The sequence below is a fragment of the Dehalococcoidia bacterium genome (genome assembly GCA_035574915.1).
Taxonomy (GTDB): Bacteria; Chloroflexota; Dehalococcoidia; order DSTF01; family WHTK01; genus DATLYJ01.
This window is the reverse complement of record DATLYJ010000021.1, coordinates 1-19,038: the sequence shown is the minus strand read 5'-3', so window position 1 is coordinate 19,038 and position 19,038 is coordinate 1. Positions and strand designations below refer to the sequence as shown.

23 protein-coding genes are annotated in these 19,038 nt (G+C 65.7%); 17 read left to right on the top strand and 6 right to left on the bottom strand.

Annotated features, from left to right (window positions below):
• Position 1 precedes the first annotated feature (1 nt).
• On the bottom strand, positions 2–445 hold the full coding sequence (locus VNN10_02130) for a hypothetical protein (protein HXH20799.1): 444 nt from the start codon (positions 443–445) through the stop codon (positions 2–4).
• A 56-nt stretch (positions 446–501) separates the two neighbouring features.
• On the opposite strand from VNN10_02130, the gene VNN10_02125 reads away from it, so the two are divergent.
• The 13 genes from VNN10_02125 (at position 502) to VNN10_02065 (ending at position 11,044) form a co-directional block, all read left to right on the top strand.
• Positions 502–993: a PaaI family thioesterase gene (locus VNN10_02125; protein ID HXH20798.1), complete on the top strand. Its 492-nt coding sequence runs from the start codon at positions 502–504 to the stop codon at positions 991–993.
• A 326-nt stretch (positions 994–1,319) separates the two neighbouring features.
• Positions 1,320–2,018 carry a flavin reductase family protein gene (locus tag VNN10_02120; GenBank protein HXH20797.1) on the top strand — a complete coding sequence of 233 codons (699 nt, stop codon included), beginning with the start codon at positions 1,320–1,322 and terminating at the stop codon, positions 2,016–2,018.
• Between the two features lie 41 nt (positions 2,019–2,059).
• On the top strand, positions 2,060–3,043 hold the full coding sequence (gene glpX, locus VNN10_02115; GenBank protein HXH20796.1) for a class II fructose-bisphosphatase: 984 nt from the start codon (positions 2,060–2,062) through the stop codon (positions 3,041–3,043).
• 163 nt (positions 3,044–3,206) lie between these two features.
• Positions 3,207–4,220, top strand: coding sequence for a GTP 3',8-cyclase MoaA (moaA, locus tag VNN10_02110; GenBank protein HXH20795.1), 1,014 nt, complete (start codon positions 3,207–3,209; stop codon positions 4,218–4,220).
• 96 nt (positions 4,221–4,316) lie between these two features.
• Positions 4,317–5,192 (top strand): metal ABC transporter ATP-binding protein, encoded by an 876-nt coding sequence (locus VNN10_02105; GenBank protein HXH20794.1) that lies wholly within the window; start codon positions 4,317–4,319, stop codon positions 5,190–5,192.
• Entirely contained in the window at positions 5,192–6,070 is an 879-nt protein-coding gene (locus tag VNN10_02100) for a metal ABC transporter permease (protein HXH20793.1), read from the top strand. Before VNN10_02105 ends, VNN10_02100 begins: the two co-directional genes overlap by 1 nt.
• A gap of 48 nt (positions 6,071–6,118) precedes the next feature.
• Positions 6,119–6,826, top strand: a complete 708-nt coding sequence (gene purQ, locus VNN10_02095; protein ID HXH20792.1) for a phosphoribosylformylglycinamidine synthase subunit PurQ — start codon at positions 6,119–6,121, stop codon at positions 6,824–6,826.
• A gap of 124 nt (positions 6,827–6,950) precedes the next feature.
• The gene (aroQ, locus tag VNN10_02090; GenBank protein HXH20791.1) at positions 6,951–7,403 is read left to right on the top strand and encodes a type II 3-dehydroquinate dehydratase; all 453 of its coding nucleotides are present in this window, start codon (positions 6,951–6,953) and stop codon (positions 7,401–7,403) included.
• Positions 7,400–8,518, top strand: coding sequence for an aminopeptidase P family protein (locus tag VNN10_02085; protein ID HXH20790.1), 1,119 nt, complete (start codon positions 7,400–7,402; stop codon positions 8,516–8,518). The genes aroQ and VNN10_02085 overlap by 4 nt, the downstream gene beginning before the upstream one ends.
• Before the next feature lie 183 nt (positions 8,519–8,701).
• A complete protein-coding gene (locus VNN10_02080) occupies positions 8,702–9,457 on the top strand; it encodes an enoyl-CoA hydratase/isomerase family protein (GenBank protein ID HXH20789.1) in 756 nt (251 codons plus the stop codon).
• Between the two features lie 55 nt (positions 9,458–9,512).
• The gene (locus VNN10_02075; protein HXH20788.1) at positions 9,513–9,773 is read left to right on the top strand and encodes a hypothetical protein; all 261 of its coding nucleotides are present in this window, start codon (positions 9,513–9,515) and stop codon (positions 9,771–9,773) included.
• A complete protein-coding gene (locus VNN10_02070) occupies positions 9,770–10,009 on the top strand; it encodes a hypothetical protein (protein ID HXH20787.1) in 240 nt (79 codons plus the stop codon). Before VNN10_02075 ends, VNN10_02070 begins: the two co-directional genes overlap by 4 nt.
• A 63-nt stretch (positions 10,010–10,072) precedes the next feature.
• Positions 10,073–11,044: a D-2-hydroxyacid dehydrogenase gene (locus tag VNN10_02065; protein ID HXH20786.1), complete on the top strand. Its 972-nt coding sequence runs from the start codon at positions 10,073–10,075 to the stop codon at positions 11,042–11,044.
• Between the two features lie 96 nt (positions 11,045–11,140).
• Here the strand turns inward: VNN10_02065 and efp are convergent, their stop codons facing one another.
• The 5 genes from efp to VNN10_02040 all read right to left on the bottom strand — a co-directional run bounded on the left by efp (position 11,141) and on the right by VNN10_02040 (position 16,302).
• Positions 11,141–11,698: an elongation factor P gene (gene efp, locus VNN10_02060; GenBank protein HXH20785.1), complete on the bottom strand. Its 558-nt coding sequence runs from the start codon at positions 11,696–11,698 to the stop codon at positions 11,141–11,143.
• Positions 11,699–11,949: 251 nt separating this feature from the next.
• Positions 11,950–13,101: an exo-alpha-sialidase gene (locus tag VNN10_02055; GenBank protein HXH20784.1), complete on the bottom strand. Its 1,152-nt coding sequence runs from the start codon at positions 13,099–13,101 to the stop codon at positions 11,950–11,952.
• A gap of 310 nt (positions 13,102–13,411) precedes the next feature.
• A complete protein-coding gene (locus VNN10_02050; protein HXH20783.1) occupies positions 13,412–14,953 on the bottom strand; it encodes a PLP-dependent aminotransferase family protein in 1,542 nt (513 codons plus the stop codon).
• A 99-nt stretch (positions 14,954–15,052) separates the two neighbouring features.
• Entirely contained in the window at positions 15,053–15,535 is a 483-nt protein-coding gene (locus VNN10_02045) for a DNA-3-methyladenine glycosylase I (GenBank protein ID HXH20782.1), read from the bottom strand.
• A gap of 11 nt (positions 15,536–15,546) precedes the next feature.
• The gene (locus VNN10_02040; GenBank protein ID HXH20781.1) at positions 15,547–16,302 is read right to left on the bottom strand and encodes a metalloregulator ArsR/SmtB family transcription factor; all 756 of its coding nucleotides are present in this window, start codon (positions 16,300–16,302) and stop codon (positions 15,547–15,549) included.
• A 163-nt stretch (positions 16,303–16,465) separates the two neighbouring features.
• Here VNN10_02040 and VNN10_02035 point away from each other — a divergent pair, with 163 nt between their 5' ends.
• The 4 genes from VNN10_02035 to VNN10_02020 all read left to right on the top strand — a co-directional run bounded on the left by VNN10_02035 (position 16,466) and on the right by VNN10_02020 (position 18,931).
• Entirely contained in the window at positions 16,466–16,930 is a 465-nt protein-coding gene (locus VNN10_02035; GenBank protein HXH20780.1) for a DUF2269 family protein, read from the top strand.
• A 158-nt stretch (positions 16,931–17,088) separates the two neighbouring features.
• Positions 17,089–17,454, top strand: a complete 366-nt coding sequence (gene ndhC / locus VNN10_02030) for an NADH-quinone oxidoreductase subunit A (protein ID HXH20779.1) — start codon at positions 17,089–17,091, stop codon at positions 17,452–17,454.
• A gap of 158 nt (positions 17,455–17,612) precedes the next feature.
• Complete coding sequence (locus tag VNN10_02025; GenBank protein HXH20778.1) at positions 17,613–18,212, top strand: NADH-quinone oxidoreductase subunit B family protein; 600 nt, start codon at positions 17,613–17,615, stop codon at positions 18,210–18,212.
• Between the two features lie 2 nt (positions 18,213–18,214).
• On the top strand, positions 18,215–18,931 hold the full coding sequence (locus VNN10_02020; GenBank protein ID HXH20777.1) for an NADH-quinone oxidoreductase subunit C: 717 nt from the start codon (positions 18,215–18,217) through the stop codon (positions 18,929–18,931).
• Positions 18,932–19,038 lie beyond the last annotated feature (107 nt).

Sequence of the window (19,038 nt, the reverse complement as noted above, 5' to 3'; positions counted from 1 at the left end):
CTCAAGTCAGCGGTTCCATGCTGAAAGTCACCCGGATGCGGAGACCGGCGTTAGCAGCCCACCGGGCGATTTGACCCAGTTCGCCGATCTGCCGGACGAGGTCCGGATACTCTTCCGTGAGGGCGGAGAGTCGCTTCTCGCCGCTGTCGAACGCCTGCACGACGCGGTCACAGCAGTCCGCCAGCGGCCCGGGTTCCTGCCAGGCTTTCTCTAGCATGTCTGCGTCGGCCTCGGTCTCGACTTCGCGGTCGGCGAAGGTGAGCAGCGGGCGGAGGTCGATCTTGAACTCCCCACGCAGGATGAGAGATGCAACGGACATCTCGTGGTTGCCGCCATAGCGTGCAGAGAATGCCCACGAGAGAAAGTACGCGAGGTCCGAGGTGTCGCCGGCCAGCTGAGGCGCATCGGCGTTCGGTGGTTCGAAGTCGAGGACGATGCGTGGCACAAGTCAAGGATGCCCCTTAGCATCGTGAGGGGCCAGCGCAAGGAGAGCAAAGAGCGATGAGCGACGAGGCTATGGACAGCAAGGCTCGGCTGAGGGCACTTATCGATCAGATCGACGCGGCCTTGCTAGTCGAGGCTGAATTCTACCTCGGGCGCCTTGCGCGATCCGGCCCGGACCAAAGCGGACTACTGGCGACGATGGGGCTCGAGGTCCTGGAGCGAGGGGACGGGCGGGTCCTTCTGGAGGTGGAAGGCGGCCCGCATCTCATGAACCCCAACGGGGTGCTTCATGGCGCTGTCCTCTTTGCTGCCATGGACACGGCGATGGGCGGCGCTGTTACCTCGCTTTTGAATAAAGGCGAGATTTGCGCCACGGTGGAGGCGAAGATCAACTACCTCAGCGCCGTCCGTGGTGGGAAGCTCAGAGCGGAAGCGCGGGTGGTGCAGAAGGGCGGCCGCATTGCCGTGGCGCAGGCGACGGCCACGGCTGAGGATGGGCGGCTGGCCGGCCTCATGACAGGCACCTTCATGGTCTTAGAAGGCGGCTAGTCGCCCGCAAGGGGCGCTGTCGGAGTTTGCGGCTGCCCATTGCCGCCAGCATTCGAGGCAGCCGAAGGGGCGTGAGGCTCGTCGGAGGGGCCTCCCGTACTCGCGGCCACTCGGGGTCGTAAGCCGAGGGAAACGGTCGTCCCCGGCGGAGATGGCCGTGCCGGGCTCCCGCGACGGACCATGAGGGCTCCTCTTGACTAAGCGCGATCCCGGACCCCTCGGGATTGTGGCCGCTGTGGCGGCCGGTCATGGGCCAGCTCGATGAGCGGACGGCCCGGGCGGGTCGCTTCGTCTGCCCTCGATTGCCATGGCCGTATACTCCAGGCATGCGGCGGAACCTGGACGAAGTCGACGGTCGGCGCCTGCTCGCCGGGGCCCCCATCACCCTCCTCACTTGCTCTTACCGCGGGAAGCACAACGTCATGCCCGTGGCCTATGTGATGCCGGTGAGTATCCGGCCGCCGTTAATCGCCGTCTCGATCAGCCCTGAGCGCTACACCTACGACATCGTCCACAAGGTCGAGGAATTCGCCCTGAACATCCCCACGCGGCGACTCCTGCACCACGTGCAGTTTCTGGGGAGCGTCAGCGGCGCAGATATCGACAAGCTGGAACTCACGAAGCTGCCCACCTTTCGCGCGCGGCGGGTGGAGACGGTCCTGCTCGAGGGCTGCGTCGGCTGGCTCGAGTGCGGCCTCGAAGAGGAGTATGAGGTCGGGGACCACATTCTCCTCATCGGCCGCGTGGTCGCCGCGGCCGCCGAGGAGGATGCGTTCACGGACCATTGGCTGCTCGTGGACAACGATGAGAAGCCGCTGCATTACCTCGGCGCTAATTTCTACGCGATCCTGAACGAAGTCCTGGAGGCGCGCGTGCCAAAACCGGCCGAAGAGTACGAGCGCAACCTCCAGGAAGTGGCCGCGGAGCAACTGGAGCTCACCCGCGAGGCCGAAGAAAGACGGGCCGAAGAAGAGGCGGAGCGCGAGGAGTTCCGCCGGCGGGAGGGGTTCGAGCGGCCCGAATAGGTCCTGCAGGGCCGGGCGAGCTTCGTTCGGTAAGGAGTCACATGACCGACAGGGGCGTGCTTCCCGTAGAGCGCAATCTGGCGATGGAGCTGGTCAGGGTTACCGAGGCAGCGGCGATGTCCGCCGCGCGCTACATGGGCAAGGGCGATAAAGAGCTCGTCGACCAGGCGGCCGTCGACGCCATGCGGCGAACGCTGGGCGGCATTCGCATGGACGGCGTCGTCGTCATCGGTGAGGGCGAAAAGGATGAAGCGCCGATGCTCTACAACGGCGAACGCATCGGCGACGGTTCGGAACCGCAAGTTGACATAGCGGTGGACCCGATCGACGGCACGACGCTGATGTCGAAGGGACTGCCTGGCGCCATCGCCGTAATCGCGATGAGCTCGCGCGGGACGATGAAGGTGCCGCGCGAGGTCTTCTACATGAACAAGATCGCTGTTGGCCCTGCCGCCAGCGACGTGATCGACATCGATGCGCCCGTGGCGGAGAACCTCAGGCGCGTCGCCAGGGCTCTCGGCAAGCCTGTCGATGAGGTCACCGTGGTCATGCTGGACCGGCCGAGACATGAGCAGCTGCTCGCGGACGTGCGCGCGGCTGGCGCCCGGGTGAAGATGATCACCGATGGGGACGTCGCCGCCGGGATCCAGGCCGCGCTTCCCGACAGCGGCGTCGATGTGCTCATGGGCATCGGTGGCGCGCCCGAGGGCGTGATCACCGCTGCCGCGATCCGCTGCACGGGCGGGGCCATCCAGTGCAAGCCCTGGCCCAGGGACGATGCCGAGCGTCGTCGCTGTCTGGAGGCGGGGTTGGACCTGGACCACGTTTACACGACGTCAGAACTCGTAGGGGGCAATGACGTCTTTTTCGCCGCCACCGGGGCAAGCAGCGGGGAGCTGCTTCGAGGGGTCACGTTCATCGCCAATGGCGCGCGGACGCAATCGCTGGTCATGCGCTCTCGCTCCGGGACCATCCGGTGGATCGACGCCGTCCATGACTTCACGCGCCTGAACAAGGTGGGATAGGGCTGCGCAAGCCTGCTGTCCCTGGTGGCCTAGGACCGGCGAGAGGGCCTCTTCGTTCACCTGGACCAGGATTCGCGGCATTACGGCCAGGACCTGGCCTTAGGCGCCAGCATGGAGGCTGTATACTTGGGGCGATATGCTGACCTGAGCATATCGCCCCAAGATGACTACGCTCACTGACGCCAGGCAGAGACCCCTTCGCGACCTCCGCGTGTCGGTCACGGATCGCTGCAATTTCCGCTGCACGTATTGCATGCCGAAGGAGGTGTTCGGCCGCGACTACGTGTTCCTGCCCCAGTCCGAGGTCCTGACCTTCGAAGAAATCACGCGCCTGGTCCGGATCTTCGTATCTCAGGGGGTGGAGAAGGTCCGCCTCACCGGTGGTGAGCCTTTGGTCCGGCGGGATATCGAAAGGCTCGTGGCGATGCTGGCCGAGGTCGAAGGCCTGCGTGACCTGACCATGACCACCAACGGGTCGCTTCTGACCCGCGAACGCGCACGGCTGCTGCGCGAGGCCGGCCTGAAGCGGATAACGATCAGTCTCGACTCGCTGCGCGACGATGTCTTCAAGGCGATGAACGATGTCGGCGTCCCGGTTTCCGTGGTGCTCGCCGCCATCGACAACGCGGCGGCTGCCGGGCTCACGCCGGTGAAGATCGACATGGTCGTAAAGCGTGGCGCTAACGAGGACAGCATCCTCGAGATGGCAGAGCACTTCCGGGGCACGGGCCACATCCTGCGCTTCATCGAGTACATGGACGTCGGCACCACGAACGGCTGGCGAATGGAGGACGTTGTCTCCGCGCGAGAAATCATCGACACCATCGACAGCGCGTGGCCCATCGAGCCGGTGGAGCCAAACTACTTCGGTGAAGTGGCGGAGCGCTGGCGCTACAAGGACGGCGCCGGCGAAATCGGCGTGATTGCCTCAGTCACCCAGCCTTTCTGCGGCAGTTGCACCCGCCTGCGGCTTTCGGCCGATGGCCGGCTCTACACCTGCCTCTTCGGCGTCTTTGGCCACGATTTCCGCCAGCTGCTGCGCGAGGGCAGGACTGACAGCGAAATCGCGACGGCCCTGGCGCGCATCTGGGCCCTGCGTAACGACCGCTACTCCGAGATCCGGAGCGACGAGACCGTACATCTCCAGAAAGTGGAGATGTCGCGCATCGGCGGCTAGTCCCATTCGCAATCCCGGACCGACGGCCAACCGAGACCAGGCCGCCGCGTGGTCCAACGTTGGACCCGCGCTAATTGAGATATAGTCTCTTTAGAAATGGCTAGCCGTCAGGTACAGGCCCGGGCACCCACCGCCGCACAGGCCGTGAGCCTTTCTCATGTCAGCGTGCGCCTCGGCGAGCGGCTGGCGCTGGACGACATCACGTTGTCGATCGCGCCCGGTGCGTTCGTGGGCCTGCTCGGCCCGAATGGGTCCGGCAAGAGCACGCTCCTGCGAGCAATCCTCGGCATCCTGCCCCTTTCTCAGGGTGAGGTGAGGGTCGAGGGGCGGGACCCGAAGGCGATGCGCGACGTCTTCTCCTATTTGCCGCAGCGCCAGCGAGTTGACCTGGACACCCCTTTACGCGTCTGGGATGTCGTCATGATGGGCCGCCTTCGTCATACGGGCTGGCTCGGCCGGCCGGGCCCGTCCGATGTCCGGGCAGTGACCTGGGCGCTGGAGAAGGTGCGCATGTCGGACCGCCGCGATGCTCCCATCGGCCAGCTGTCCTTCGGGCAGCAGCAACGCGTCTTCTTGGCCCGGGCCCTGGCCCAGGAGGGCCGTCTCGTCCTGCTCGACGAGCCGATGAACGGCGTCGACCCCCAGACCCAGGACCTCTTCGTCGAGCTGCTGGCCGAGTTTCACGAAGAGGGCAAGACGATAGTGATGGCCACGCATGACCTGAACACCGCGGCCTGCATTTGTGACACGCTCTGCGTCCTCAACCGGCGCCTCGTCGCCTATGGGCCGGTCTCGGAGACGTTCAGGCCGGACGTTCTGCGCGAGGCTTACGGCACACACCTCCACTTCGTCGAAGTGCCATCCGACGGCCATGCGCAAGTACTGGAGGACGTCCACCACCACGAAGGGCCAGCCGATCACGGCCCCGGCGCGCATCCGACCAGCCCGGGCCATACGCACGTCCACGTCTGATGCTGGACTGGCTCACCGATCCCCTCCAGTTCAGGTTCATGCGGCTTGCCCTCGTGGAGGTGATCGTCATGGGGACGGTCGCCGGCTTGCTCGGGACCTATGTGGTCATCCGGGGGCTCGCCTTCGTCGGTGATGCCATCGCCCACGCCGTCTTTCCCGGCGTGGTCATTGCCTTCCTCTTGAAGGCCAGCCTATTCGCGGGCGCAGCACTGTTCGGCGTTTTGACCGCACTGGCGATAAGCAGCCTTGCCCTTACCAGGCGGATCCGCGAGGACACGGCCATAGGCATCGTTTTCGCGGGCGCTTTCGCGCTCGGGATCGTCCTCATCAGCACATCGGAGGGCTACACGCGCGACCTCGCCTCGTTCCTATTCGGGGAGGTGCTTGCGGTCACGACTACAGATATCGTGCTCAGCCTAATGGTCGGCGGCGGCGCGCTCGTACTCGCCGTGGCCCTGCGCCGGGTCCTCTTGATGTCCTCTTTCGACCGCGAGATGGCCATGGCCCTGGGCCTGCCGGTCTTCTGGGTGGACACGCTGCTGTTGCTGTTGATCACCCTGACGATCGTCATTTCCCTGAGGGCGGTTGGTAATGTCCTGGTCGTGGCGATGTTCGTCACCCCGGCCGCGACCGCGCGTCTCTGGGTGGACGAAATCGGGCGCATGATGGTGCTGAGCGCGGCCCTGGGCGCCACTGCCGGCGTCCTGGGCCTTTACGTCTCCTGGTACACCGACCTGGCTGCGGGCGGCGTCATCGTCCTGACGGCGACAGCTCTGTTTCTCGCCTCACTGGTCCTTTCGCCGAAGAGCGGCCTCCTCGCGGGTTTCCTGCGCGGGCGCGATGCCCGGGCTGGCGAGGCGGCGCGGGTGAACGCCTGACCCCGGCCAGATTCGCCTGACCCGGGGCTGTTATGATGGCTTTGCAGCATGCGATTTGCCGTCGTCGTCTTCCCGGGCACTTGGAGCGATCACGACTGTCATTACGTCCTGCGCGACATCCTCAAACAGGACGCCGAACTGGTCTGGCACCGGGAAAGCGACCTCTCGTCCTATGACGCCATCGTCCTGCCTGGCGGCTTCTCCTACGGCGACTATCTGCGCTGCGGCGCCATAGCGCGCTTCTCCCCGGTGATGAGCGCTGTCAGGCGGGAGGCGGAGAGGGGGAAGCTGGTCATAGGCATCTGCAACGGCTTCCAGGTCCTCTGCGAGGCGGCGATGCTCCCGGGCGTTTTGATGCGCAACGACAGCACTCAGTTCCGCTGCCAGGACGTTTGCCTGAGGGTGGAGACGGCGAAGTCGCCATTCACGCGTTCATCGCGCGTGGGCGACGTCTTGCGAGTCCCCATTTCTCACGGTGAAGGCAACTACTACGCCGATGCCACCACCCTGGCGCGTCTGAACGCTGAGGACCGCGTGGCTTTCCGCTACTGCACGCTCGACGGCCTTGTGACACCGGAGGCCAACCCGAACGGCTCGCTCGAGAACATCGCCGGCATCTTGAACGAGGGCCGAAACGTGCTGGGGATGATGCCCCATCCGGAGCGCGCGAGCGAGGCGCTGATGGGTGGCACCGATGGCCTCGCGATCTGGAAGTCCATGATCGAGGCCGGCGTGGCAGTGCTGGCGGCGCGTTAGTCGCAGTCAGCGCGTATAACGGCGGACGCCGCCCGCGCGCTGAATGGGTGAGCCAGCGCCCGGGACCCTGTCTTGATGCGGCCGGCGTAGCTTTGGCCCGGCGGCCGTGTTACAAACTACCGATATGCGGATCCTTCTGGTAAACGGGCCCAACCTTAACACTCTCGGCCAGCGCGAGCCCCACATCTACGGCTACGAGACGCTGGACGACATCGTTGCGCGGGTGGAGAAGAGGGCGGCCGAGGCCGGCGTCGCCGTTTCCGCCTTTCAGTCGAACCACGAAGGGGCGTTGATCGACTTCATTCAGCAGAACGCCGCCAGCGCCCAGGGGCTGATCATCAACGCTGGCTCGCTCACGCATTCGAGCATCGGGCTCCGCGACTGCATTGCTGGCAGCGGGCTCGCGACCGTAGAGGTGCACATCTCGAACGTCTACGCGAGAGAAGCTTTTCGCCACCGCTCGTACCTGTCCGGTGTTAGCCGGGGTGTCATCGTCGGCCTCGGCTGGCGGGGCTACCTCTACGCGCTGGACTGGCTGTGCTCCGAGCTTTCGGGACAAGAGGGGAGCAGGACGTGAAGGACCGGCTGACGAGGCTGAGGGAGAAGCTCGAGGAAAAGGGACTGGCCGGGATTTTCATAAGCGCACCCGCGGAAGACACCTCAAAGACGGTAGGCGCGAACCGGCGCTATCTCAGCGGCTTCACCGGCTCGATGGGCCATCTGCTGATCACGATGGACGCCGCGTTCATCGCCGTTGACTTCCGTTACTTCGAGCAGGCGGAGCTAGAGTCGCCGCAGTTCGAAATGTTCAAGGCCAACGGACCGATGCACACGTGGCTTGCCGACTTCATTCGCGGCGCTGGACTCGGGGGCAAGAAGCTGGCCTTCGAAGCGCACGGCATCAGCTACGCAACCTACGACGCCCTGCGTAAGGCCGTTGCCTCCCTGCCCGAGGGCGAGAGGCCGAAGCTCGCGGCGACCGAGAACCTCGTGGAGTCCCTGCGCGTCATCAAGGAGCCTGCGGAGATCGAAGCCCTCCAGGCAGCCGTCACTCTCGGAGACCAGGCCTTCCAATACGTCGTCGAGCGTATAGAACCCGGGTGGACGGAGCGTCAGGTTGCCTGGGAGATAGAGAAGTACGTCCGCGAGCACGGCGGCGAAGGGATGTCCTTCGAGACCATCGTCGGGGCGGGCCCGCACGGCTCGCTGCCGCACGCGCAACCGCGTGACCACGTGATCCAGGAAGGCGAAGGCATAGTCATCGATATGGGCGTGAAGCTCAACGGCTATGTCTCTGACCTGACCCGCACCATCGTCCTCGGCAAGCCTGACGACAAATTCCGCAAGGTCTACGACATCGTGCTCGGCGCCCAGTTGACCGCCGAGGAACTGGTACGGGCAGGCATGACGGGCGGTGAGGCGCACATGCTCGCCCACAAGGTCATCGAGGAGGCTGGCTACGGCGAGAACTTCGGTCATGGCCTCGGGCACGGCGTGGGGCTGCAGGTGCACGAGCCGCCCAGGCTAGGCCAGACCTCCACCGATGTCCTGCAGGACGGCATGGTGTTCACCATCGAGCCTGGCATCTACCTTCCGGGCTGGGGCGGCGTGCGGATCGAAGACCAGGGCTATCTGAAGGACGGCCGCTATGTGCCGATGTCCCATGCCCCGAAGCTGAAGTTCGCCGGCTGAGGCCAGCCCGATCTGGGACCAGGGAGCGATCGCCCCGTCGATGGTCGTCGATCACCGCGGGTAACACCAGCACGACCGCGCTCCCCGTAACGATCGCCGTGACCGTCAGGCTGCCTCGGAGAGCGCCATCCTGACGCAGGCCTCTATCTGCTACCATCGAGCCGGACCTGTCCGGCCCGGATTATGGAGTACAAGGCCCTTCGCGTAGTCGTCGAACGGCCTCTGGCGCGCATCGTGCTCGCCGGAGGTGAGGGAAACCGTGTCGGCCCGCGCGCCTTGCGCGAGTTGGCCGAGGCCTGCTCGGCCCTGCGCGACGAGAGCGAGGTGCGCGTCGTCGTCCTATCGGCCCAAGGTGCCGACTTCTGCCTGAGCTGGGACATCGAGGCCTTCGGGGAGGGCTTCGAATTACCTCCTGACCCCTTTGGCTGTCTGGCGGCGCTGCCTCAACCCGTGATCTGCGCGGTACAGGGCGTCGCTTCGAGCGCCGGCTTCGAGTTGGCGTTGTGCGCCGACGTCCGGCTCTGTTCGGACGACGCGCGCTTCGCTCTGCCGGAGGTCGGGCAGGGCATGCTGCCTCGCGGTGGAGGCGGCCAGAGGCTGTCCCGGCTCGCGGGGCGCGGCGTGGCGCTCGCTGTCCTCCTGGCCGGTGAGGAGCTGGACGCCGCGGCGGCCCTTCGAGCGGGCGTCGTCAGCGCCGTCGTCCCGCGCGCAGAGCTGGCGGACCGCACAGAGGCCATCGCGAGGACGATTGCCTCGCGGGGGCCTATCGCGACGCGCTACGCGAAGGAGGCCGTGCACCGCGGCGCGGACATGACGCTAGAGCAGGCGCTGCGCTATGAGACGGACCTGACCATAATCCTTCAGACGACCGAGGACCGCGCCGAGGGTGTGCGGGCCTTCATCGAAAAGCGGGAGCAACCGGACTTCAAGGGAAGATAGCGCCGGCCACCGTCGGATAGCGGTGGCGGCGAGTTCGCGTGCAGAGGAGGAGCGAATGCGGGTAATCCTGGAGCCAGACGAGGCCTGGTCGATCATGACGCTGGTCGTGGCGCAGGTATTGGACCAGGTGGAGCTCTCCGACGAGGGCAAGAACCACGTGCGCCGATGGCGCAGTGACCACAACGAGGGGACTGCCGAGATGGCTGACCTCACCGTCTCGATGAACGAGGTCCTCGGCACCATCCTGGACGAAAAGACGACGCGCCTGATCCGGCGCAAAGGTTGGTATGTGTCGACCAAGGAGGGCCAGGAGTGAAGGTCGAATTCGAAGTCGACGAGGCCTGGAACCTGATGTCTCTCGTCATCCAGCGGCTCATCGAGGAGACGCCGCTAAGCGACTCTGACCGGGCGAAAATCCGGCGGTGGAAGACGGACGAGATGCGCACCACGAGCCAGGAGATGCGGGTCCTGGCGCAGAAGATCAACGAAGACCTGCGCGCGACCCTGGAGCGCAAGACCAGGAGTCAACTCCGGCGGCCGGACTGGGCCTGAGTTGGCCGCACGCGGCCGACACTTACCGGCGATCCGTTTGCGGGCTTCAGGGACTATGCAGCAGTGAAGGTCCTCATCCAGCTCCGCGCGCTTACGCTGCCAGAGGTCACTGAGGAAGAGCTCGCGCAGATCAGGGAAGCGGCGGGCGCCGGCGCGCAGGTGGTGGTCGCGTCCAACGATGAGGAGTCCGCCGAGCACCTCCCAGACGCCGAGGTAATCCTCGGACTGGTGGACCCGCGGACCTTCGCCCAGGCGAAGCAGCTGCGCTGGGTGCACGCCGTGGTCTCCGGCATAGATGTGATGCTGTTTCCGGAGCTGGTGGAGAGCGACGTGGTCGTGACCGGCGAGAAGGCGCTCGTCGGCGAGCATCTCGCGGACCACGCCTTTGCCCTTCTCCTGGCGCTGACGCGCCAGATCAAGCGCGCCGTGCTAGAGGCTCCGGATTCGTGGCCCAGCCGGCTCGCCATGCGGCGCCAGATGATCGAGCTCAGCGGCCTGACGATGGGCATCGTTGGCCTCGGGGGCACGGGCAGGGCGGTCGCGCGGAGGGCCCGCGCGTTCGGCATGGACGTACTGGCCGCAGACGCCGAGGTCCTGGACCGGCCGCAGGAGGTGAGGGAGCTGTGGCGGATGGACCGCTTTCACGACCTGCTCCGCGCCTCCGATGTCGTCACCATATGCTGCCCTCTCACCGATGCCACCCGCGGCCTCTTCGATGACTCGGCCTTCGCGGCCATGAGGCGCGGCTCCTACCTGGTGAACGTGACGCGGGGGCCTATCGTCGTCGCCGAGGCGCTGGTCCGGGCCTTGCGGGAAGGAAGGCTTGCCGGCGCAGGCCTGGACGTGACGCCCCTGGAGCCCCTGCCGCCGGACCACCCGTTGTGGTCGATGCCCAACGTGGTCATCACGCCTCACACCGCGGGAGCATCGCAGATGCGGGGACACCGCAACGTCCAGCGGTTCATCGAAAACCTGCGGCGTTTCCGGGCCGGGGAGCCGCTGGAAGGCCTGGTCGACAAGCGAAAGGGCTACTGAGGGCGGAACACGGAAGAGGGCGAGACGGGAGCGTCAGTTACGGGACGCAGCGTCAGCGCTGTCCGTGGTGTGCCGCGGCTTGAGGGCGGCGGGCGATCAGGCGCGCTCGAGGTAAGCGCCGGTCCGGGTGTCGATCTTGACCTTGTCGCCGACGTTGATGAACAACGGCACGTTGACGGTGAGACCCGTCTCCAGCTTGGCGGGCTTAGTGGCGCCCTGCGCGGTATCGCCCTTGATGCCCGGCTCCGTATCGACGACCTCGAGCACGACGGCGGCGGGAAGCTCGACGCTTATGGCCTCGTCGCCGTAGGTGAGCAGTTGGCAGTTCTCGTTCTCCTTCAGGTAGAGAGCGAGGTCGCCGACGCGGTCCTTACTCATCGGGATCTGTTCGTAGGTGTCGGTGTTCATGAAGTAGAAGAGGTCGCCGTCGTTGTAGAGGTACTGGGCGTTCTGGCGCTCTACGCGGGCGCGGGCGAACTTGGCGCCGGCGTCGTATGTGCGTTCGAAGATATGGCCGGCGCGGATGTCGCGCAGCTTGAGCCGCACCTTTGCGCCGCCGCGGCCCATCTTGTTGTGCTCCCAATCGACGACGGTGTAGAGGTTGCCATCTATCTCGATGGTCAGCCCCTTTCTCAGGTCACCGGTGTCTATCATGTGTCCTCCATAGGGCCCCGCGCGGCTGGCGGAGTGAAGCGCGGACAAGCGGTACTACACCAAGCTAGCGGCGTTCGGCCCGCGGGGCAAGGCTTCAGGGGTTACGCGAGCCTGAGCTGCGCCCGGCTCGGTGGGGACCGGCCGCCTTCCGTCGGTGGCGGGCCCCGCTGGACACGGACGAAGGGGCGCCGGCCAGGGCCCGCGGGTCAACCTGGGCCCGGCCCCTGTGCTCGCCCGCCCGGCGGCGCCGGCTAGGGCAGCACCGCGACCGTCACGCCGAGGATAGGGGGCAGAGTGCCGGGCAGTTGGGTCCAGTTCTCGCCCAGGTCGCGGCTGGCGTAGACGTGGCCGTTCGTCGTGCCCACGTATACGCCCTCGGAGTCGAGGCCGTCGGTGTCCATCGACTCGCGATAGGCGCTCTGGAAGTTGTTCGGTCCGGGCAGTCCGCGCGTGAGCTGCTGCCAGGTCTTGCCCTGGTCCATCGTCCGCCAGACCGCGAACTGGCTGCGGACGACGCGGAAGTTGTCGGCGCCGTACTCGATGGGCACGACGAAGACGGCGTCCGGGTCCCGCTTGGTGACAGCGATTGGGAAGCCGTGGAACGAGGGGAGACCCGAGGTCACGTCCTGCCAGTCCTTGCCTCTGTGTTCCGATTTGAAGACGCCCACGTGCGATTGGCCCCAGAGACGGTCCGGGTTCTTGGGGTCGATCACGAACTTGTGGAACTCGTCCAGTGCCGCCGGGTCAACGTCTTCCGGTACCTTCGGCTGCGGGAAGGCCTCGGCGATCTGGGCAAGGAACTCCTTTGCGGCCGGTGTCGTGACGACGATGCCGTGCGAGCACAGGTCCCAGCTCTTGCCGCCGTCCTCGGTGACGTAGGTGCCGCCGGAGCTGACGGCCGCGTACATGCGGTTGGGGTCGCGCGGGTCAACCTCGATGGAGTGGATGCATGAATCGCCGCCGCCGGTCGGGTTCCAGAACTGGCGATACTTGTGGCGGTTGAGGCTGTCCACCGATTCCCAGGACTCGCCCCAGTCGTCGCTACGGAAGAGGCCCCCGGGCTGCGTGCCGGCGAACACGACGCCGGGCTGGCTCCGATGGCCTGGTTTCACGAGCCAGACGTTGCCGACGCTGATGCCCATGTCCTTGGGAAAGGCGAGGGAGGGACTGCGCTGCTCCCACGTCTTGCCCATGTCGTCGCTGCGGGCAACCGAGCGGCCCCAGGCCCAGTGGTTGGCAGCGGCATACATCCGGGGCGGGTTACGCCGCTGGTCTATGTCCATGTGGTAGACGGTCCAACCGGGGAATATGGGGTCCGAGATCTCCCAGCGCTCCCGCTTTTCGTCCGAGGTGTAAATCCAGGCGCCCTTGCGTGTGCCGACGAGGACCTTTACCTGGGCCATCGATTGAGCTCCTTCCTCAAGCGGTCAGTGTGTCTTCCATGCCGCCGAGCCCGGAGTCGGGCTGCCTGGTGCGGCTCCATTCCTGGAGGCGAGACCCCCATAGTACGAGAAGGCGGCCGAGCCCGTCAGCCAGCAACCTGGCGAGCCCGGGCCTGCTGACATAGCTCATTTGTCCGCGCGCAGCCTTGAGTGCCAGGTCGGCTTCAGTGAACTCTCTGAGCTTCTCGGCCAGATAGATATGTTTCACATCCTTGCTCCTAACCGGCCGCTACTCATACGTCGAACTAGGCGGCCGCTATTCGACATCCCACTAGACCAGCGGCTGGGCGATCGCCTGGGTCTCCTCCTTGCGGCGTTGACGGAGGGCGTTTATCGCTGAGGAGAGCCGCCGGGCGCCTTCCTCTATCCCTTGACGATTGAGCAGGCTGAAGCCTAGGCGCAGAGAAGACTGCTCCTCCCCCTCGACTGAGAACACGTCTCCCGGTACGAAAGTGACGCCCTGGACAGCAGCCTGCGTCAGCAGGTCCCGCGAGCCGAGGCCATCGTTGAGATGGCACCAGAGGAACGAACCCCCGGTGGGCCGGTTCGGCACGATAGCGCCCCGCCCCTCGCGGAGCAGTGCCGCGATGAGCTGGTCTCGCCTCTCCCTGTAGACGGTGCGGACCCGTTCGATGTGACGGTCGTACAGGCCGCTTTGGAATATGCCGAGCGCTAACCACTGCGCGAAGCTTCCGGAGAAAAGGTCCGCGACCTGCTTGTGCAAGGCCATGCGTTCGACAACGGGCGCCTGGGCCACGACCCAGCCGATCCGGAGTCCGGCAAAGAGCGCCTTAGAGAGGCTTCCGACGTGGATCACATGCTCACTGCCCGGCCGCTCGATCAGCGAAGCCGGCGGCGGGCTGTCCAGCCAGGTGTCGCCGTACACGTTGTCCTCGATCACCGGGACCTGATGCCGGCGCGTGATCTCCACTAGACGGCTCCTTCGCTCCTCACTCAGAACGGCGCCGGTCGGATTGCTGAAGTTCGGTGTCACGAACAGGAGCTTCACCCGGCGTCTGTGCAGCAAGTCGTCGACGGCTTCAATACGCAGGCCGTGCTCGTCGACCGGGACTCCCACGACCCGGGCTGCGCGGTTACGGAAGGCTTGGATCGCGCCGACGAACGTCGGCGACTCCACCGCCGCCTCGGACCCGGGATCGAGGAAGCAGCGCCCGAGGAGATCGAGCGCCTGCTGTGCCCCGGCTGTGATGATCACGTTAGCGGCGCTGACGCGGGCGCCCCTCCGTCGCATGCGTTCGGCGATTGCCTCTCGTAGGGGCTGAATGCCTTCGGTGGGTGAATAGCGGAGACAATCGCCGCCCGCGTCCCGTAGCACCCCGTGTGCGATCGCCTCCACCTCCTCCATCGGGAACAGATCGGGCGAAGGCTCGCTAGCGGCAAAAGGGATGACGTCGCTGCGCAGCGCGATTCGCAGGATTTCGCGGATCCAGGGTGAGAGGTCGGCGGAGCCGTTGGCGAAAAGCTGGTGCCATGGTATCGAGCGCCCGCTTCCGGCACCCCTTTGCTCTGCCTGGAAAGTCACGACTGTGCCGTCGCCGACACGGCCGTTGACGAGGTTCGCCGACACCAGTTCGTCATAGGCAGTCACAATGGTCGAGCGGTTGACGCCGAGCTGAGCCGCAAGACGCCTCTCCGGCGGCAGCCGGGTCCCGGTGGCGATCTGCCCCGACACAATCCTCTCCCGAAGGGCGTCAGCGATCTGACGATAGACTGGGGCGGAACCGGGCCCTCTCTCGAGGATGATGTCGTACTCGAACTGACCTATGCGAATTGGACGGCTTTGAGCAACCATTTCTCACATCCACTGCTGCTGCGACTTGATAAAGCGCTAGCCTAAGCGGCCGTCACGGGCCTTTCAACAGCCAATCAATTGCTCCTTCCCCGTCCACTTTCAGCGCTTGCGTGGCGGCATCTCACGGATGCCGTGGCGGCGGCGCCATTCTTCGTAGTCGGGCACGGGCTCCGACACGACCCAGAGGAAGTAGTAGACACCCATGTCGCCGAGGAACTTGAAGCGCCTCTTCATGTCGGACGCCAGCGCCTCATAGTCTTCGAAGGACCGCAGGTAGTCGCGGAAGCCCCTGCCGGCTTCGATGTCCATGAGGGCGCGGGCGTTGTGGACGATGCCCTCTACCTTGCGCCGGTTCCTGATGATGCGGCTGTCCCGGAGCAGGGCGTCGACGTCGTCAGGCGTAAGGTCGGCGAGGCGCCCGGGGTCAAAGCCGTGGAAGGCCTCGCGTGTCCCGGCCCACTTCTTCTCGATCACCGCCCAGCTGATGCCGCTCTGGAAGACTGCCTTTGACATGACCTCCAGGTAGTCGGCCAGGCGCTGGGGCCTGATCTGGGGTGGCGCGCCGTGCGCGTGCTCGGCCATAAGTCCTCCTCTCAGCTCCCTGGCGCCAGCGGTTCGCCCGTCTCCAGCACAGACTTGAGGCCGCTGAGCACCCACATCCATCCCCCGGCGACGTTCCGGTAAGTAGCCGTCTCGGAATCGAAGTCGTCGTGTGTGACGGTGAGGCGGCAGACGCCCGGCGTCTCCTCCGTGATCTCCCAGGTGACGCGGCTTGGCCGGTCGGCGGCGAGCTCAGGGTCGTAGAGCGAGCGCCAGGTGTGGACGAGGCGCCGTGGAGGTTCAGCCTCGAGGACGCGGCCTTCGACCATGAGAGTGCCGTCGCGCCAGTACTCGAAGCTCTCGCCCGGGCGCAGGCTGGAGGCGACGCTGGTGCCGTAGAAGTACTGCTTCGTGAACTCGCCGCTGGTGATGGCCTGCCAGAGCCGTTCGGGCAGGGTCTTGATGAATAGCTGATATACCTGACGCGGCTTCGTCGCTTCCATCTCGTTCTCCAGTCCAGTCTTGAGTTCGACGAGGGCGCCGGCCCAGAACTCGGTGTACTTGTTGATCCAGCGGTCGTGGATCTGCCGGATTGGCACCGGGTTCAGGTAGTGCAGCCGCTGCCTTCCTACCTTTCGCGTCACCACCAGCCCGGCCTGTTCCAGGAGCCGCAGGTGCTTCATCACGCCAAAGCGGGTCATGCCCAGGCCCGCTTCGAGCTCTGTAAGACTCTGCCCGTCCTTACGGAAGAGGCGGTCGAGTAACTCGCGGCGGGTCTGGTCGGCGAGCGCTCTGAAGACCTCCTCCATGCTGGTAGCGAGACTATATGTGACTATTTGGTCACGTGTCAAGACCCCCGCCGGGGACATCTTTCGGGGATTGATGGAAGCGTCCCACTCGACTCAAGTGGGCGAGCCGTCTAGATTGCGTCTCGAGCACGCGTTCCCCGCCCCGGTTTCGAGGAGGGAAGAGGTGTACGAGGAACTAAAGGTCTTGCACGTGTTGGCCGTCGTATTACTCGGCGGCACGATCACCGTGGACACGCTTGCTGGCGTGCTCATGCCCCGGGCGCGGTCGATGGCGGAGCTGCGCGCATTCACGCGCATGTCAAAGACCAACCAGTACCTGGGCTGGGCGAGCATCCTGCTCGTCCCGTTGTTCGGCTACGGCGCGGCAGCGGACGCAGACCTCGAGCTGGGCAGCGGCTGGCTGCTCTGGGGCCAGGTCCTGTTCTGGGTCGCCGTGGTCATATCGCAGGCGGTACTGACCCCGGGAGCGCTGCGGCTCGCGAGGAAGGCCGAGTCTCTCCCGGACGGGCCGGTACCGGACGAGGTCATGAGGGAATTACGGAACCCCGTCTTTCCGGCGCTCGGCGGCCTTCTGACGATCTTCTTCGTGGTGATCGTTTACCTGATGGTGGCAAAGCCGGACCTCTAGGAAGCGTGCCGGGCCTGCATGGCGAGCTCCTGATCAGGACCCCGGCCCGGTCGATTACACACTTTTGACCCTTAAATTGAGCGGGCATAGAATGCGCTTGGGCATCGTGAGCGATTGCACAACTCGCGCGGGCGAGTAGGACGACCGAGGTCAGCGGCATGCAGGCCCTCTTCGACAACTACCTCGCTGTGCTGATGGCCGCAGGCATCGGCTGCATGCTCGTAGTGACCGCGATCATCGGCGCCAAGGTACTCGCCCCCTACGCTCCCAGCCGGGGCAAAGGCACCCCCTACGAGTGCGGCATGCTGCCGATCGGCAGTGTCCGCGCCCAGATCAACGTCCGCTACTACGTCTACGCTATCCTCTTCCTCATCTTCGACGTCGAAGCGGTGTTTCTCTTCCCCTGGGCGCTCTCGCTCGTCGGTGTTGGTGAGACTGCTCTCTACTCGATGCTCGTCTTCATTCTGATTCTGGGCGCCGGCCTGGCCTACGCCTGGAAGAAGGGTGCGCTGGAATGGAAGTAGAGCGAACTCAAGGCGGCGGACCCGCCCCCGAGCCCGAGGGCGCGAGCGCGCCCGCGCAGCCTGCCTCTGAGGCCGCTGCGCGAGCGGAGTCGGCGGCGATCCGCGCCGCCGCGGGCGCGCCGGACCTGACGCAACGCCCGCCGCGGTCTTCGTCCCCGGTGCCTGGCCGCGTCCCGGAGATCATGGTCTATGCTCGCGACGAGCTCGGGCCGCGGGCGAACTCCCTGGGAGTGGCCATCGAGAACGCGCGGCTGACGCCGGTGGAGCTGGAGCAGCCGAAGGCGCTGTACCGCTCGCTGCTGCCGGGCATCCTGCAGGTGCCAGCGGACTACATCATCGCCGCGGCGCGCAAGTCATCACTGTGGCCAATGACGTTTGGGCTGGCCTGCTGCGCCATCGAGATGATTGCGACATACATGTCACACCACGACCTCGACCGCTTCGGCATAGTGCCCTGGCCCTCGCCGCGACAGTGTGACGTGATGATCGTCGCCGGGACCGTCACGAAGAAGATGGCGCCGGCCGTAAAGCTCCTGTACGAACAGATGCCGAACCCGAAGTGGGTGATTTCCATGGGCGCCTGCGCTACCAACGGCGGCCCCTACACCCGCTACGACCGCGTCCTCCAGGGGGTGGACAAGATCATCCCCGTGGACGTCTACGTACCCGGCTGCCCGCCCCGGCCGGAGGCCCTCATGGACGCCTTCATCGCCCTCCAGAAGAAGATCATGGAGGAGCGTCACAAGATAGGACGCTAGCTATGGCCGAGGAGACCACTCCCACCGTCCAACAGATACCGGACATCCCCGTCCTGAGGCTGCTGCGGGAGGCCCTCCCGGACCTGGAGTTCCAGTTCATCGAAACGCCCCTGGACCCCACCATCGTCGTCAAGCGGGAAGACCTCCTGCGCACCCTGGAGACCCTGAAGAACGACGACCGCCTCGCCTTCGACTACCTGCGCTGCCTCTCCGGCGTGGACGAGATCGAGGAGCTGGTGGTGGTCTACCACCTGCGCTCCTTCCGCCACGGCCATACCCTGGCCGTCAAGACCGGAGCGCCCGTGGACGACCCTCGCATCCCCAGCGTCACCTACCTCTGGGAGGCGGCCAACTGGCACGAGCGCGAGGCGGCCGAGATGTTCGGCATCGTCTTCGACGGCCATCCCGACCCGCGGCCGCTCCTCACCGAGGAGGGGCTGGGCTACTATCCCCTCCGCAAGAGCCATCCCCTGGCCGAGGTAGAGGAATGGCAAGAGCGGCTCCTGGAGGTGGAGGAGCGGGTGCAGGCGGCCATGGCGGCGGCCGCCGGCGCCCCCGCCCCGGTGGACGAGAAGGCCCAGAAGGTGGCCCTGGCCCAGAAGAAGGCCGAGGTCATCAAGAAAGCCCGCGAGGAGGCCCGCGCCAAGGGCCTCTCCGGCGAGGAAGAGCGCCAATACGTCCAGGAGGCCCTGCGCCGCCTGGAGCAAGAGGGCGGCTAAGCGCCGAGGCGGTGTGACAGAGATGGCAGTGCAGCCACCGGAGCGAGAGCTGGAGACCCTGGACCTCTACATCAACGTGGGGCCGCAGCACCCCGCCACCCACGGCG